Source organism: Hymenobacter sp. YC55, from assembly GCF_029433095.1.
Classification (GTDB): domain Bacteria; phylum Bacteroidota; class Bacteroidia; order Cytophagales; family Hymenobacteraceae; genus Hymenobacter.
This window is the reverse complement of the sequence record NZ_JARNTX010000008.1, coordinates 54,714-68,749: the sequence shown is the minus strand read 5'-3', so window position 1 is coordinate 68,749 and position 14,036 is coordinate 54,714. Positions and strand designations below refer to the sequence as shown.

Genomic DNA, 14,036 nt, shown 5'->3' with positions numbered 1-14,036 from the left:
GCTGCTTATGCTCACGGATGCTTCCCTGCTGCGGCCCTTCGACGCGACGCGCTGGGTGATTGCCACCCCCAGCGGCCGCAACCTGCTGGTCAACGCGGCCGCCGCCGATCTGTTCCGGCTGCTCGGCCAGGTGGACTCTTACGAGGCGGCCCTCGCCGCCTTCAACGCCCAGTTTGCCGCAGCCTTGAGCGCGGCCGACTTCGCGGCTTTGGTGGAAACCCGGTTTGGGGGATATCAGCTGCTGCACGGGGAGGGCCCGGCCACCCGGGCGGACCTCCCCGCGCCCTACCTGCGGGTACGCTTCGAGTTTATTCCCGCCCGGGCGGCCGGGTGGCTTGCGGCGCCGCTGCGATTCTGCTACGCGCCTCGCGTGTTCTGGTGGACGGCGGGCCTGCTCTCAGTGGCCCTAGTGGCCGGGCACGCCCTTAACGGCCCGACCGTGCTGCCGACCGGCGCGCAGCTGTGGGTTAGCGTGCCGCTGGTATACGGCTCAATGGTAATCCACGAGTTCGGGCACGTGGCGGCTACCGCCCGGGCGGGCGTCCGGCACGGCGGCATCGGCTTCGGTCTGTACGCCTACTTGTTCCCCGTACTCTACGCCGACGTAACCGGTATTTGGCAGGCATCACGGCAGGAGCGCATTATTGCCAATTTAGCCGGAATCTACAGCCAGGTGCTGTATGCTGCTGCGCTAGCCGGGGGCTATTTGCTTAGCAGCTACGAGCCGTTGCGCTTTGCCGCCGGGGCCGTTAGCATCTTAGCCCTGTGGCAATTCAACCCGTTCGTGCGCCACGACGGCTACTGGCTGCTGTCGGATCTGACCAACACGCCCAATCTGCTGCCCAAAGCCGAAGCCGTGGTGCGCGAATCGCTCAGCGTGGCCGGCCTGCGCCGCCTGGTGGCCAGCCGGGGTCGGGCGCTGCTAGACCGGCGCGCGGCCCTGTTTGCCTACGGCGTGACCAATTCGTTGCTGCTGTTCTTTTTCATCGCTTACACCTGCTGGCGCAATGCCGCGCTGGTGCTTGCCTTTCCCTCGGTTTTGCTGGCTTTGGGGAGCAAGCTGGCACACGGCTCGCTCCAGGCAGCGGACGTAAGCCAGGCCCACCTGGTCGTACTCACGCTCTATTTCGTGCTGGCCCGCTACGCCGTCTCCTTAGGTCGCCGGTGGTTCAGGCGTTAGGCAGTGGGGAAAAGAATGAAGGGCCGGCAGTGCGGGCTACTCGGCCTCGTTGGTGAGGCGCAGCACGCCGTAGCTTAGGCCGTGGGCCTCGCAGACTTCGCAAATAAGTTGGTGCAAGTCACTGGGGAACAAGTCGTCAAAATCGCTGCCCTCGCGGTGGTCGAAGGTGATAAAGGTGTCGGAGTTTTCGCCCGGCTCCTCGCCCGGCGTGTGCCAGCTGGCCCGGCGGCCGGTAGGGGCGTTGAGCAGGCCTGAAAATCGGCCCGCGCAAAGAATTCGGGCACATTAATGGACAGGGCGGAAAGCGGGGTTACTTGCATCGGACGGTACACAAAAAAGGAAGGATAAAGCCGGGAGTTTTCGGCTCCCGGCCTCGAAAAATCGACTATTAGGCGGCCATTGCCTGGGACGGCTCCATCGCCGCCGGGACCACCATTGCCACTACTACCGCGACCTGGGCCGCGTTGCGGCGGGCCAATTCGCGGGCGTTGTCGGCGGCTTTTTTCACCCGCCGCGCCGCGCCCACTTTGCGCCTCAAATTGGTGAGTACTTCCTCGGGATTAGGCCCCTCGCTGGTCAAATCTTCCCCAATCGCCATCCCGGCCACCTTCACGCGGTACATGACAATTTCCCCGCCCATTCCGCTGCCTTTTTCATACATCATCACTGACACAATCAGCGTGGAGAAAGCAGCTTTGGCGTTGTCACGGAAGGCGAAGAAATCACACATGGCGAAGGGGGTTTAAGGTGGAAGGTCTTGGTAGGTATAATGCAAAAAATGTTCCTATACAGGATGTTATAAGCTGTTGCCTTCCTTTTATTCTCTCTTTTTTGGTGGTTGGCCGCCCCCTTCGTTTTCCCCGCTGCCTCTTTTGTTTTTATTTCATTCAAGCGCTGCGGTATTCTGCTTTTGGGCCCCTATCTTTCTCCTTCGATTGGGCCTATATACGCACACGCTGTCCCTTATTCTGCTTCGCTCACACCTCCTGCATGACCACAACCCTTACTCTCCCCGTCTTACTCAGGCTATCCTGCTGAGCCATGCTGCGGCCTCGCGGCTGGGGCAGCCCCACGTCGGGCCCGAACAGCTGCTGTTGGGCTTGCTCGGTGTGGAAGGAGGCTCCGCCTACCGGATGCTGGCCGCGGTAGGAGTCACGCCCTACGAGTTGGAGCGCCAACTCGTGGAGGGCAGCCACGCCGGTTACTCAACGCCGGCCGGCCAGCACCCACTTTCACCGGAAGCGGAAAATGCGCTCTACATCGCGGGCCGGGAAGCCGACTTCTGGAACTCGGACTCGGTGGAAACCCAGCACCTGCTGCTGGCGTTGCTGCGCGACGAAACCACGCGCATCGGCCGCCTGCTCGACAGCTACGGCGTGCACTACCAGTTTCTGTTCGACATGGCGGCCTACGACCGGGTGGGGCTGCGCTTCGGGTAGGGATGAGTCAAACGCCCGCTTTTATTCCACGGCGTAGCCGTCCTCGTAGCGGGCCGTGTGCCAGGGCACGGGCTTATCTTGCCAGGCATCGACGCGGCGGCCGCACTCGCCGCACTTGAAGGCCCACCACAAGCACAGCTGGTACTCGGCCTCCAGTCGGAAATAATGGTGCATAGGCTCGCCGCACCGGGGGCAGTCCAGCACGTACAGGTTGGGCTCGGTGCCCGGTTCCAGGGCAGTGCTCTCGATCAGGGGGACGCTCACGGTGCGGGCGCAGCAGACGGCGCAAACGGGGTTAGGCGGCCCGCTGGGATAGCGACCGCTCAAAAAACAACGGCCCGAAGTTCCCGGCCCGGTCCTGGGTGGGGTCCACCACGCCCCGCAGTTCGGGGCCCTGCTCGCCCCAGTAGAGTTGCTGCCACGGCTGGGTGTAACCCAGGTAGCCGTCGCGGCGCAGGCGCACGCTTAGCCCGCCGGGCAGGCCGATGCGTAGTTTCTCCAGCCACCCCAACAGTTCGCTTAAACTAAGGCCCTCCAGCTGTAGGTCGGGCCGCGTGGTCAGGGCCGTGGGGGCTCCGGCTATCATGGCGTAATACCAGTTCGCGCCGGGAAAATAGCCGCAAACGACTAAGGCCGTGTTGGCCCCCGGCGAAAGGCCGGCAATGGCGTGGTGTTCGGGCAGGGTGGTGAGAAAGGGGTGCATGAAGCAAATATACTAGTACCGTGTGTCTATATAGATACAAAAGCCAACAAGTTTAGTGCTGTTTTTTGCTTCTATTACAGGCCGTAGCGCTCGGCCAGGTCCAGCACTTTGATGCGCTCGGCCACGTCCGCTTCGGAGCGCTGGAGCTTCGCGGCCAGGGCGGGCAGGCGCTCATCCTGACAAAAGCCGATGGTGAGTCGCCGCTCGTCGTCTACGCTCCATGGCAGGCCCGTGCGCGGGGGCTGCGTCTCCGCTGGGGCCGGTTTAGCTGCGGTTTTGCGTTTGCCGCGCACCACGCCGGCCTCGACCACGCCCGGGCTGGTGAGGTAGGTGGTGCCCTTGCCTGGATAGCCCACCAGGGCGGCCGTCTGGCCCTCGGCGGGCACCGGCAACCGGTATTGGAGCGGCAGGCTGTCCTGGGGCAACCAGAGACGATACCGGCTCCTGGTCAAGCCCACGTAGAGTAGATTTACCTGTTCCTGGAACAACACCTGCTCGGCCGGGGTGGGCCGCTGGGGGCTGAACTCGCGCAGGTGCCAGTTTATCACGTCCTCGGTCGTAATGAAGTCCGGGGCCAGCTCCACTAAGTCGTACTCCAGCCCCTTGCAGCGGTGAACGGTGGAAAAGAACACCTGGGCCGTGTGGCGCTCGGAGTCCTCGACCTGCCGGCGCTTTAGTTCGGCCATCACGCTCAGCAGCGAGTCGCCGTAGGTTTCCACCAACTCGATGAGCAGCAGCAACTCCTGGTCGCCGGTCTGGGTGGCGTACTCTTCCACCTCGGCCAGGTTGGCCATTGTTACCAGCATGGGGTCGCGCACGCGGCCGCGGTCCCCCTTGTAAATGTTGAGTACATCGTACAAGCTCGCCCCTTCCGCCCCGTAGATATAGGCCCGCAGGTTGCCCTCGAAGTAGATGCGCTCGACGGCGTGCGGCCCGGTAATGTAGCTGATGGCCTTCACCAGCAGCCCCAGGTTGGAACGGCCGATAATGGCGCGGGTTAGTTCGGCCGTGCTTTTGCCGGCCCCGATCAACTGCACCCGCTGGGCCGGCGAGGGCCTCCCGCCCGGAGCCTTGAAACCCAGTATAGCGCTGGCCAGTTGGGCTATGTCAGGGCCGAAGCGAAACGAGGTACTCAACGGCAGGGTGGGATAATTCACCTTTTCCAGCGAGTTGACGGCCCCCCGCCAGGCGTAAATCTGTTGATGCGTGTCCCCGACCATCACTTTGGTTGCGCCGGTTTGTTTCAGAAACCAGTCGAGCATGGAGCCGCTGGCGTCCTGGGCCTCGTCAAAGAGAATGTAATCGTAGTTCAGCTGCTGGCCTTCAAGCTGGAACTTCTTTAAATAAAAGTCGTGCGTTACTTCGATCTGCGCGGTATCGAGCAGATTGAGCACGTGGCGGCTTAGCCGTTCGATGAGCGCTTCGTGCTGCTGAGCGAAAGCGTGGGCTTTGGGCTCCTGCACCGAGGCGGTGTAGCGAAGGTCTTTTACCTTCGGCACGGCCGAATTGCAGAAGGCGGCCAGCACCTTGACGATGTGGGCGGCCAGGATAAAGGAGAAGGTGCGGGCCCCGTGGCCGGTCCCCAACGCCTGCGCTTCCGGCAGTTGCTCTAGGTCGAGCAGCTGAGCCAGTTCGTAGGGCCGGTAGGCGGTGGCGCGCACCCGGTAGCGGGAACCCCGGATGATGCGGCCGTAGGCCAGTGAGTGGGCCGTTTCCACTTGCACCTGGGGCAGCCCGGCTTCGGCAAACCGCTCGCGGGCCTCGATTTTCACCGTTTTGTTGAAGGCCAGGTACAAGCCCTTGGCTTTGGGCGGCTGGGCCTTGGCGTAGGCCAGCAGCGTGCTGGTTTTCCCGGAACCAGCGACGGCGTTAATTTTCAGGTTGCCCCGGGTGGCGACGATGGCTTTCTGCTCGGGGGTAAGCTTCATGGTATCGAAAGTATCTACTCGGTAGTTTTCTTAGCTGCCCGTGTTGCTTGCCACTGGACTACCTCGGCATCACGGAGGCGCTTATCCTCGGCGGCCTGGCTCTTGCCATCGTGGGTCAGCAAACTGCTACCCATGCGAGCAAATATGTCTGTCAGGTTACTTGTTCCGGCAACATCGAGCAGCCGTAACGTAAGGAAATTCACTTGCTGAAGAGTGAGGCCATCAAGCAGGGGGCGTAGCTCCTCAGGGGCCCAGCTTAACTCAGTCCGGGCTGACCTGTAGTACTCATCGTTCACCCAGCCCATTACCCGCGGGCCGTGCTTTCTAACATCGCTGGCATTAAAGCGGCCCCTGGTCAGGTATTTGAGTATGTTACCCAGTGCGCCCAGGTAAAGCCGCCGCTGTTCGGAAAGGGGGTCGTCGTGCCCGTAATTATGCAGGCTGTCGCCCAGGCCTTGACACAATCACTGATAGCCCCGAATAGCATCCGTAGCCTGCTCAAAACCAGTCTGCTCTAGGGCCTGCTTGTTTAGAATGTCCCACTGATATTTTATTATATTTAATTCTCCGGTCTTGGTGGCCAGCTCACCTCGGAGTTTACGGCCCTGATAGTAAGAGTAGGTCAGGACACCGGCCAAGGTAGTACTGAGTAGGCTGAGCGATAGTAGCAGCATGAAGTATAGTGAAGCAGAAATTTGCTTAAAGATAGGCTTTTGCCCCTTCATATGTAACTATATACGCACAAACAACTGCCCGCCTTCCAGACGGAAACCCGGTTCACTCCAGCTTCCGGTACGTGACGCGAGGCGGAGCTAGCAGCCCGTGTTTGGTGCTGTCAAAGTCCGGATAACGCTCAAGTTCCGGCTCAACAATTCAGGCCGGCCAAAAGTCCGGTCGTTCAAGTAGGACTAGCACGTAAGGGCGATAAGATTATCCTTTTTGCTCTTTACTTCCTCGGGGCTGCACTTGGAAAAGTCAAGTCCCCATCGGTTTTGGTTGTCTTCGTCTGTTTATTTCGGGCTTTTGATTTCAAACACTCCAATACCTCGTCATCCTGATACTTAGCGCCGGAACTGTAGGCATATACCGGCTGCATTACTGCGGAGAGTTCCTTGGAAAGGTTGTTATTGCTAGCGTGGTGCGGTACTTTCAGAAAATATAGGTCCTTCAGGGCGTTCTGCCAATCGGGGATGTTCTTTAAAGAGTCAATCCCAGCATCCCCCGTAAACAGGTAACGGCCCTCCGGCGCGTCAATGGCGATAATGATGCTGGCTTTGTTGGTATTGCTTAATTCTGCCTCCTGCTGGGTCTTTAACCGGTTGCACGGTTTTGTTCCCTACCCGGTGACCGGTCGTAAGGGCCATATCGGTCGACGCCCTCTAGCTACCAGCGTACCTGCGAGGAAACTTCCGTGAAGGCTTGCTGGGCTTCCAGCTGCTGGCCGGGCCGTAGTTCGGCCCCAGGACTCGCAGGATGGCTTCGGCGGCTTCGTTGGGCACCGGCCTCCACGTCGCGGCGGCACTCGTGGAGTAGCTTGTAAAGAGCAAAGGAGCCGTAGGCGAAGTTCACCAGCGCCACCGAGGCGCCATGGGTGCCGCCGAAGCCAGCCCGCGGCCTGTTGGGCGGCTTCGTCGCGAGGCCGTTCGACGGACAGGGCCCAGCCCCACTCGGCGTTGTCGCCGGCGTTAGGGTCGATGGGTTCGGGACGGGACGCCGGATGCAGCCAGGTGGCCAGCAGGGTCGTCGAACGCGGGGAGTGTCTCATCGGGTGAAGAATTAAAAGCAAATGTTTGTGCGTATTAAGGCGCAACTAATCATCCTGCTTTCCTACCGGATTACTCCCGCCGAACAGGTTCGGGACGGTTTCGCCGGCCACGGCCAGTGTGAACTCGGCGCGGCGCAGCAGCTGTAATGCCGGCGTAGTGGCCACCAGCTGACGGCCGGCCTCCTGCACGTTACCGGCATCTTCGTCGGCCGTGCGCAGGTACTGCTGCTCCAGGCGCAGGCGCAGCAGCACATCACCGGCCACCCATTCCGGGGCCCATATGCGGCGGCTGGCCTCCACCACGGCCCGGCTGGGCTGCTCCAGGTCGAGGCGTAGTAACACCAGGCGCAACTCAGGCGGTACGGACCGCGCGTTCAACCACTGGTGGATGGCGACCGGGTCCCCCATCTCGAAAATGCAGGCCGGGGCGGCCACCGCCGGCCATTCGCCCAGCCGGGCGCCGAGCACCGGCGGTACCTCGGTCGGCGTTTCCTCCAAGGAGGTGCCGACCAGGCCTAGTTGCACGGGCTGCGTCTGCCAGACGGGGGCCGTCAGGGCCGGGTCAGTCGTGGCGTGCAGGAGCACCAACGACCCGTTAGGGCCAAACCGCAGGATGGTGCGGGGCTGCTCGGGCAACCATTTTACGGCCTCGTTGAGGCGGGGCAACTGATAAAAAGGCATGGGGACAGATAAAGCAAGGAGAGAAAGAAATGCGGGGGAGTTTACTCGCCGCCGCGTTGGTCGAGCACCCCGCGCAGGGCGTGGAAAAGCCGCTCCAGTTGATCGGCGGTGGTCAGGACTGGTAAGCCCCCGGCCCCGGCCAACAGCCGGAACCCTGTTACTGCCCCGGCCCCGTCAAGCAGAGCCGCATCGACTTCAGCCACCAGGCCCGTGCCCAGCTGCACGTACATGGGCGCACCGGCCACACTGGCCACGGCGAGCGGCCGGGTGAGTGCGCTGGGGGCGGGCGGCAGCCTCAGCGGCTCGTTTCGGAAAGCGGGCTGTTGTTCGGGGGCCGAAGGCACAGCCTCTTGTAGATCCTGGGTGGACTGATTTTCTTTTCGCGGCTCTGTCACCGGCGCACTAGCCTCGACCCGCTGCAAGGGGGCGCCCTCCCCACTCATCAACCAGGACCGCCGCACGCGGGGCAGGGCCCTGAGCACCGCTTCCAGCTGCTCCTCCGTCAGCTGCACTTCGGAAGAAGTTGTGGCGTACACTTCCTCGGGCTTTAGGCCGGCCTGCCGGGCAAAGTCACTCACCCGGCCGTCCTCGCTGAGCAACTCCACCAGCCGTTGCAGGCGCAGGGCCCGCCCGCCTTTTTTGCGCAGCAGCAACTCCACGGGCACCGGCGCTTCTCCTCCCCGCGTCGAGCCCGGCCCCAGTGCGATAGGCATCACGTCCAGCGCCTTGGCCAGCCCCCACAGTTTGGGCTGTTTCGGACGGTACTTGCCCTGCTCATACTCCCGGATGGAGTCGGCGGCAATGTCGGCCAAGGCCGCGAGCTTGTTGTGGCTTAAGCCCCGGCTTTCGCGCAAGCGGGCCAGGTTACGGCCAAATTCGAGGCTTGCAGCCGCGTCGCTGCCCTCCGCGGGCGCAGTCGCCGTGGTGTCCTCCGCGCCAGGGACCTCCGCGGCGGAGAAAGCGGGAGCCTCCTCGGACGGAGCGGGGGCGGTAAGCGTATGGTTCTGATCCATAAAAAGGCAGTGGGAAAGAAAAACAGTGTGCGCAGAAAGATACAAGAACCCGGTACTGGCACCTAGCGCGGGTTCGCTGAAAAGCCATTGGAAGGGCGGAAAACCACTTTATTCCTACCAGACAAGCACCCGGCAGTCGTCGCCGGGAATAATGAAAATGTTGTAGTGGCGCTCGTGCTCGCGCCGCATCCAGCCGACCCACACCATCCGGCGGCCCCAACTGCGCTTGCCGAACCGGTCGCGCACGTAAGGCGCAATCCACTCCAGAAAGGCCAGTATCTCGCCGTCGTAGTTCTTGAACTCGCACGCGAACTCCAGGCGGGCCCCACCGTGGGCGTAGCGCCGGAAATCCGGGGCCGTATTACCCTCGAGCGAGTTGGTGCCCCGCGGAATAGCGTGCGCCCGGGGCAGGGTAAAGAAGCGTGGGGGTGCGCACGCCACCCCGGGCCAGGCAAATCCTTCCTGCGTGGGGGCCGGCTCGTGCGCATCGAGCACCGCGCGCCGCTCCTGGCGGGCATCAGCTTCGAGGCCGATTTGTCCGGGTACTGCCAGCTGGGCTCCCCGGGAATCGGCAGATCGGAGCTCCTGCTCCAGGACCCGGGCAACGGACGCTCCAGCAGCCAAGGGGCGCACTGGTTTTCGAGCGTGGCCGCCATTTCGGCTGGCAGGGTGAAGCGGAGCTTAGCGTGAAAGTAAAACCGGGTATAGTGAGCCATTGAGACTGAGCCACCTGGCAAAGAAGCTGGCAGCGTGCGTATATAGTTACACAAATCGAGCCAAATATACCCTTATCAGGAGGTTTAAAAAAGACTTTTTCGCCCCCCAATGCAGTACATACCCTTTCTCCCACTGTCTGGTATTTCAAACCGGCCCCGGCTGGCTGACTATCGGGCACGGCTTTTGAACCACTGGGCTTGGCTCCTGCACCACGGGGACCGGCTGGCTGACTACCGGGACCGGCTCGCGGATTACTGGAGTCAGCGTGTCAACCACCCGGCTAAGCGGAACCTCTTTGGCTTCGGCAGCTCGTAGTGGCTGGCCGGGAGGCTCCATCTGGTCCAGAAAGCAAGAGATTTCGCTTAGCCCCCCCGGAAAGGCTTCATCGAGCGCGGCCGCGTAGCCCTGCTGCTCGGGGATCAGGCCAAAATGAGAGTACACTGCTTCTTTAGCTAACTGACGGGCCGGCATCCAGCACCGCGCCCACCCTTGCTTGGCGTCAGCGCGGCCCTTTTCCAGCCCGCGCTGGTAATCCGAATGGGCTTGCATTCAGCTATGGGCTAAAAGAGCTGACCCCAAGGGCCAGGAGGTATGCCTCGCCCCCCGGGCTGGCAGAATCGGGTGCTGGACAGCTAACGGCACGGTGGGAATAATTATGTGGAAAGAGTGGATAGGACGAAACGCAGTAAAACTACGACGCTGTGCGTAAATGCGTACAAGTTGAGCTGCAAAATGTTGTAGCCTGTATCTATTTAGGCACAGATAAACTCGGTAGATTCACTGTTATTGTATCTCTCTAAGTACATACCCCAACCCCCTTTTTCGCCCTTATGGAAATTCTTATTATGGCCAGCCAGCTCGTATTGGGCCTTTCGCTTCTGGTGGGCCTGCACGAACTAGGGCATTTTGGCTTCGCCAAGCTCTTTGGAATCAGGGTGCATAAGTTCTATATTTTCTTTGACTTCCTGTTTCCCATTTCCTCGAAACGCACTTTCGCCCTGTTCAAGAAAAAGGTGGGTGAAACCGAGTACGGCATCGGCTGGCTGCCGCTGGGCGGCTACGTCCAGATTCACGGAATGGTGGACGAAACCCAGATTGGCACGGCTCTCGAAGGCCCGTCCCACTCCGACGAGTTCCGCAGCAAGCCCGCTTGGCAGCGCCTGCTGGTGATGGCCGGCGGCATCGGGGTGAACCTGATTACGGGTATCGTCATTTTCGCGGCTCTGGTCTACACGTATGGCGTGGAATACCTGCCGGCGGACGCTGTGCCCGGTGGCGTCCTTACCAGCAGCCTGGGCCGGGAGGTGGGCCTGCGTGACGGCGACCACGTGGTAGGCATGAATGGCCGGCCCCTAGTGGAGTTCGACCAATTGTACGACCCGGAAATGCTCTCGCTCCCGGGCACCTACCTCACCGTCGTTCGCCAGGGGAAGCGCCTGGACCTGCCCCCGTTTCCAGCCTCGTTTTTCGGTCAGCTCGCCGCAGCCGGCGATTCGGCCTACGTGCAGCCCCGCAAGCCTTTTATTATTGGGGAGGTCAACGCCGGCGACTCGGCCGCGGCCGGGGGCCTGCTGGTGGGGGACCGCATCCGGTTTGTCAACGAAGTGCCCATCGCCTACTTTGATGAAATGGCCCGCGAACTGGACCGCTTCCGGGGCCAGCGGGTACGCCTGCGCGTCGAGCGCGTTGGCCAGTTGGTGGCCTTGCAAGTGGGCGTGAAGCCGGACGGCAAAATCGGCCTGCGCGCTACCTTTGAGTTGCCCACGCAAACCCACCACTACTCGCTGGCCGAAGCCCTGCCCCAGGGTGCGGACCAGGCCGCGACCGTGCTGCGCCTCCAAGCACTGGGCATCAGCAAAATGCTCCGGCGCGAAGTGTCGGCCACCGACAGCATGGCCGGGCCCGTCGAGATTGCTCAGCAGTTTGGCGGCGTCTGGGACTGGCATCACTTCTGGAGTTTGGTGGCTCAGTTGAGCATGGTACTCGCCTTCATGAATCTGCTTCCTATTCCCGGCCTTGACGGGGGGCACATCGTCTTTCTGCTCTACGAGATGGCCAGCGGCCTCAAGCCCGCCGTTTGGGTGCTCCAGCGGGCCCAACGCGTGGGGGCGCTGCTGCTGCTCAGCCTGATGATGTACGTGCTCGTGGTCAAGCAGATTATGAAGCTCTTTTAACCACCCGCCGGCGCGGGCGTACTATACCTCAAAACAGAAAAAGGCCCCGGCAGTCATGCCGGGGCCTTTTTCTTAATTAGTTCGAGTCAAGCATGGGCGTTACGGTGTTGGCATAGCTGGCGGTATTCCGCCGTATCGGCCGGCAATAGCTCTACGGGAGTTGCGTAGGCTTGCTTTTCGGCTGCATTCAACGCCTCTACCCGCTCTTGGGCGGCATCGAACGTGGTCTGACACGCATTCAGGGCATCCAGGGCAACCGTCAGGGCAGCATTGGCCCGGCGGCGCACCTCGGGGTTGCGCGAAGATGAGCGGACTTCTACCACGGCGAGGGCTCTATCGTAGCGGTCCTGGGCCTTGGCAGGGCCCGCCGGGGTACCACCAAGGCACTGCGGGCGGCGGCATCCAGATTGGCAAACAGCAGAATACTCATGGCGTTGGGGGAGTTAGTGGCTATCCAGCTACAGCAAATTGTCGTCCTTACGCGGCGTCGGCGGATTCGGGGTAGTCGGGAATCCAGTCGTTGCTGATGCTGGCCGGCTCGGGGTCCTGGCGCCGCCGCCCGGGCTCTAGGTCGATACCGTAGGCGTGGCACGTGCGCACCCCGCTCAGGTGGGTGGGCATCTGGTCCGGGGCCACCAGCACGCCCAAATAACCGTCGTAATGGAAGTAGGCCCTCACCGTGGCTTCGCCAATGTTGTTGAGGTAAATGCGCACCCGCTGACCCACTGCCGGCACCTCCCCGCTGCCCGACCAGAGCAAGCCTTGGGGGAAATTCTCGCGGCTGGGAAAGCCGATGAGCACGGGCGCGGGCTGGGGGTGTATCACTCCAGGCGGTCGGGCTTAACTGGGGTTGGTTCGGGGCGGAGGCTTTCATCGGAAGAGGCTAATGGTGAGGATGTTGTACGTATATAGATACATAAACTCGGCCAAGTTGACTCTTTAGCCCCTTGATTCCTGCTTTTTTATGCCCTCGCGTGTTGTAAAGGCCTTTTTCTTCCCGCCGCCTCCTTGCCTGCTAAGCCCACCGGCAACACAAAATCCCCGTGGTCAATCCACTTGAACGTGCCGGCTTACTTGGTTGGTCTTAGCAGGGAAAAACCCAGTGCTAGAACTGAGCTTGCTCTAAGGCCGCCGGGAGTGCCGGTGTGCTTACTTAGGCACAAGAATCGCGCCCATTTATGCCCTTTTTAGCCCGTAAAGCGAATAATGCATATTATATTCGGCTCATCCCCTATATCCTGTTTACTTTTCAGAAGTATTATCACATATCCCATTTCTTCCCATTCCTTTACTAGCCATGAAAAACCTTGCCTTCCTGCTTCTCTCCTGCGCCACGCTCGCGCTTTCCACCACCGGCTGCTCTAAAGATGATGAGGACCAGGCCACGCCCGCTGTCGGTCCGAAGGACTACCTAGTGGAATACCGGGTTAGCTCCACAACGAATACCAGCGCCGACTATGTAGCTTATGGCAACGAAACCGGAGCCAACACCACGCTGGCCACCACAGCCCTCCCCCAGACCTTCACCTTCAAGCGCAACATGAAGCGCGGCGACAATCTCACCGTGTCGGCCAGCGTGCCCGCCGGCCCGGCCTCTTCGGAGATAACTACCTCTATTCTGCTCGACGGCAAGGAAGTGAAAAAGACGACCGCTCGTGGCTCCGGCACGCTGGCCGTGGCAGTGTATGTGATTGGAGAATAAAGCCCGCTAGCCCCCAAGCAAAAAGCCCTGACTGGGTAGGCTTGTCCTTACCCAGTCAGGGCTTTTTTATACTCATGCCCGATGGGTTGTATGTCGTAGCCCTATATTGGCGGCTCACTCTTAACTAAACTTGCCCTATGCCACAACGCGTCATTATTGAGCCATTCCATACAGCGGTAACAGGCTTTACACCGGAAGGCTATGAATTTGCTAGTAGCACTGCAATTGGTAAGGCACTAGAAGCTGGCTGGCGCATTGTTCACGTTACCAGTGCTCCGGTGCCAGAGCTTTCTACTGTCTACGTAACTTTTGTAGTAGAAAAGTCAGCCGACACTGGCTACAGTGGTTCCTAACAAAAAGCCCCGGCGTTGCGGCTTGTCCTTACCCAAATCTTATGTTGGTAGTAGTTGTAAAACACTGAAAAAATGGAAAACCAATTCAAAAAAAATGATTTGATTGAAATGTCGATAAAAGATTTAATTAAAAAGAAAAAAAACACATCTTTTGCTGCCGGTATACTAATAGCGGTTTTAATAGTGCTGTTTGGAATCACATTGTTTAAAACAATTAATAAAGGATTCACACCTTTATTACTTATTCCGTTTGGATTGCTACCCATTTTGATCATGATGTTTGATCAGATCAAGGCTATAAATAAAGAATTGAAAAAATAGATAATTAGACCTATAGTATTTCATCAATTTATTTATCTATTTCAGAGTTGAACCATGTTG

At 60.2% G+C, this 14,036-nt stretch carries 19 protein-coding genes; 6 read left to right on the top strand and 13 right to left on the bottom strand.

The window, feature by feature from the left end; translation table 11 throughout:
• Positions 1-7 precede the first annotated feature (7 nt).
• Complete coding sequence (locus P1X16_RS28240) at positions 8-1,180, top strand: hypothetical protein (RefSeq protein WP_277236062.1); 1,173 nt, start codon at positions 8-10, stop codon at positions 1,178-1,180.
• Positions 1,181-1,568: 388 nt separating this feature from the next.
• On the opposite strand, the gene P1X16_RS28235 is transcribed toward P1X16_RS28240, so the two are convergent.
• The gene (locus tag P1X16_RS28235; RefSeq protein ID WP_277236060.1) at positions 1,569-1,910 is read right to left on the bottom strand and encodes a hypothetical protein; all 342 of its coding nucleotides are present in this window, start codon (positions 1,908-1,910) and stop codon (positions 1,569-1,571) included.
• A 205-nt stretch (positions 1,911-2,115) separates the two neighbouring features.
• Here P1X16_RS28235 and P1X16_RS28230 point away from each other — a divergent pair, with 205 nt between their 5' ends.
• Entirely contained in the window at positions 2,116-2,619 is a 504-nt protein-coding gene (locus P1X16_RS28230; protein WP_277236059.1) for a Clp protease N-terminal domain-containing protein, read from the top strand.
• Between the two features lie 21 nt (positions 2,620-2,640).
• On the opposite strand, the gene P1X16_RS28225 is transcribed toward P1X16_RS28230, so the two are convergent.
• From P1X16_RS28225 to P1X16_RS28180, 10 genes are all read right to left on the bottom strand, one after another.
• On the bottom strand, positions 2,641-2,883 hold the full coding sequence (locus P1X16_RS28225; protein ID WP_277236057.1) for a hypothetical protein: 243 nt from the start codon (positions 2,881-2,883) through the stop codon (positions 2,641-2,643).
• 31 nt (positions 2,884-2,914) lie between these two features.
• Complete coding sequence (locus P1X16_RS28220; RefSeq protein ID WP_277236056.1) at positions 2,915-3,322, bottom strand: hypothetical protein; 408 nt, start codon at positions 3,320-3,322, stop codon at positions 2,915-2,917.
• Positions 3,323-3,396: 74 nt separating this feature from the next.
• Positions 3,397-5,250 carry a UvrD-helicase domain-containing protein gene (locus tag P1X16_RS28215; RefSeq protein ID WP_277236054.1) on the bottom strand — a complete coding sequence of 618 codons (1,854 nt, stop codon included), beginning with the start codon at positions 5,248-5,250 and terminating at the stop codon, positions 3,397-3,399.
• A 14-nt stretch (positions 5,251-5,264) separates the two neighbouring features.
• A complete protein-coding gene (locus P1X16_RS28210) occupies positions 5,265-5,714 on the bottom strand; it encodes a hypothetical protein (protein ID WP_277236052.1) in 450 nt (149 codons plus the stop codon).
• Complete coding sequence (locus P1X16_RS28205; RefSeq protein ID WP_277236051.1) at positions 5,715-5,924, bottom strand: hypothetical protein; 210 nt, start codon at positions 5,922-5,924, stop codon at positions 5,715-5,717.
• Positions 5,925-6,633: 709 nt separating this feature from the next.
• Entirely contained in the window at positions 6,634-6,819 is a 186-nt protein-coding gene (locus P1X16_RS28200; RefSeq protein WP_277236049.1) for a hypothetical protein, read from the bottom strand.
• 241 nt (positions 6,820-7,060) lie between these two features.
• Entirely contained in the window at positions 7,061-7,696 is a 636-nt protein-coding gene (locus P1X16_RS28195; RefSeq protein WP_277236047.1) for a hypothetical protein, read from the bottom strand.
• A 41-nt stretch (positions 7,697-7,737) separates the two neighbouring features.
• The gene (locus P1X16_RS28190; protein ID WP_277236045.1) at positions 7,738-8,709 is read right to left on the bottom strand and encodes a helix-turn-helix transcriptional regulator; all 972 of its coding nucleotides are present in this window, start codon (positions 8,707-8,709) and stop codon (positions 7,738-7,740) included.
• A 114-nt stretch (positions 8,710-8,823) separates the two neighbouring features.
• Positions 8,824-9,333 (bottom strand): hypothetical protein, encoded by a 510-nt coding sequence (locus P1X16_RS28185; protein ID WP_277236043.1) that lies wholly within the window; start codon positions 9,331-9,333, stop codon positions 8,824-8,826.
• Between the two features lie 237 nt (positions 9,334-9,570).
• Positions 9,571-9,975: a hypothetical protein gene (locus P1X16_RS28180; RefSeq protein ID WP_277236041.1), complete on the bottom strand. Its 405-nt coding sequence runs from the start codon at positions 9,973-9,975 to the stop codon at positions 9,571-9,573.
• A 281-nt stretch (positions 9,976-10,256) separates the two neighbouring features.
• Here P1X16_RS28180 and rseP point away from each other — a divergent pair, with 281 nt between their 5' ends.
• Entirely contained in the window at positions 10,257-11,600 is a 1,344-nt protein-coding gene (rseP, locus tag P1X16_RS28175) for an RIP metalloprotease RseP (RefSeq protein ID WP_277236040.1), read from the top strand.
• An 86-nt stretch (positions 11,601-11,686) separates the two neighbouring features.
• Here the strand turns inward: rseP and P1X16_RS28170 are convergent, their stop codons facing one another.
• Both P1X16_RS28170 and P1X16_RS28165 read right to left on the bottom strand, forming a co-directional pair.
• Complete coding sequence (locus P1X16_RS28170) at positions 11,687-11,923, bottom strand: hypothetical protein (RefSeq protein ID WP_277236038.1); 237 nt, start codon at positions 11,921-11,923, stop codon at positions 11,687-11,689.
• A 154-nt stretch (positions 11,924-12,077) separates the two neighbouring features.
• Positions 12,078-12,425 carry a hypothetical protein gene (locus P1X16_RS28165; protein ID WP_277236036.1) on the bottom strand — a complete coding sequence of 116 codons (348 nt, stop codon included), beginning with the start codon at positions 12,423-12,425 and terminating at the stop codon, positions 12,078-12,080.
• A gap of 472 nt (positions 12,426-12,897) precedes the next feature.
• On the opposite strand from P1X16_RS28165, the gene P1X16_RS28160 reads away from it, so the two are divergent.
• The 3 genes from P1X16_RS28160 (at position 12,898) to P1X16_RS28150 (ending at position 13,976) form a co-directional block, all read left to right on the top strand.
• Positions 12,898-13,302 carry a hypothetical protein gene (locus P1X16_RS28160; protein WP_277236034.1) on the top strand — a complete coding sequence of 135 codons (405 nt, stop codon included), beginning with the start codon at positions 12,898-12,900 and terminating at the stop codon, positions 13,300-13,302.
• A 137-nt stretch (positions 13,303-13,439) separates the two neighbouring features.
• Positions 13,440-13,655 (top strand): hypothetical protein, encoded by a 216-nt coding sequence (locus tag P1X16_RS28155; protein ID WP_277236033.1) that lies wholly within the window; start codon positions 13,440-13,442, stop codon positions 13,653-13,655.
• 72 nt (positions 13,656-13,727) lie between these two features.
• Complete coding sequence (locus P1X16_RS28150) at positions 13,728-13,976, top strand: hypothetical protein (RefSeq protein ID WP_277236031.1); 249 nt, start codon at positions 13,728-13,730, stop codon at positions 13,974-13,976.
• Positions 13,977-14,036 lie beyond the last annotated feature (60 nt).

Bases quoted from the DNA above. Each gene is read 5' to 3' on its own strand.
- P1X16_RS28195 (WP_277236047.1), bottom strand. From the start codon at position 7,696: ATGCCTTTTTATCAGTTGCCCCGCCTCAACGAGGCCGTAAAATGGTTG.
- P1X16_RS28155 (WP_277236033.1), top strand. From the start codon at position 13,440: ATGCCACAACGCGTCATTATTGAGCCATTCCATACAGCGGTAACAGGC.
- P1X16_RS28220 (WP_277236056.1), bottom strand. From the start codon at position 3,322: ATGCACCCCTTTCTCACCACCCTGCCCGAACACCACGCCATTGCCGGC.
- P1X16_RS28190 (WP_277236045.1), bottom strand. From the start codon at position 8,709: ATGGATCAGAACCATACGCTTACCGCCCCCGCTCCGTCCGAGGAGGCT.
- P1X16_RS28235 (WP_277236060.1), bottom strand. From the start codon at position 1,910: ATGTGTGATTTCTTCGCCTTCCGTGACAACGCCAAAGCTGCTTTCTCC.
- rseP (WP_277236040.1), top strand. From the start codon at position 10,257: ATGGAAATTCTTATTATGGCCAGCCAGCTCGTATTGGGCCTTTCGCTT.
- P1X16_RS28150 (WP_277236031.1), top strand. From the start codon at position 13,728: ATGGAAAACCAATTCAAAAAAAATGATTTGATTGAAATGTCGATAAAA.
- P1X16_RS28205 (WP_277236051.1), bottom strand. From the start codon at position 5,924: ATGCTGCTACTATCGCTCAGCCTACTCAGTACTACCTTGGCCGGTGTC.
- P1X16_RS28180 (WP_277236041.1), bottom strand. From the start codon at position 9,975: ATGCAAGCCCATTCGGATTACCAGCGCGGGCTGGAAAAGGGCCGCGCT.
- P1X16_RS28240 (WP_277236062.1), top strand. From the start codon at position 8: ATGCTCACGGATGCTTCCCTGCTGCGGCCCTTCGACGCGACGCGCTGG.
- P1X16_RS28160 (WP_277236034.1), top strand. From the start codon at position 12,898: ATGAAAAACCTTGCCTTCCTGCTTCTCTCCTGCGCCACGCTCGCGCTT.
- P1X16_RS28215 (WP_277236054.1), bottom strand. From the start codon at position 5,250: ATGAAGCTTACCCCCGAGCAGAAAGCCATCGTCGCCACCCGGGGCAAC.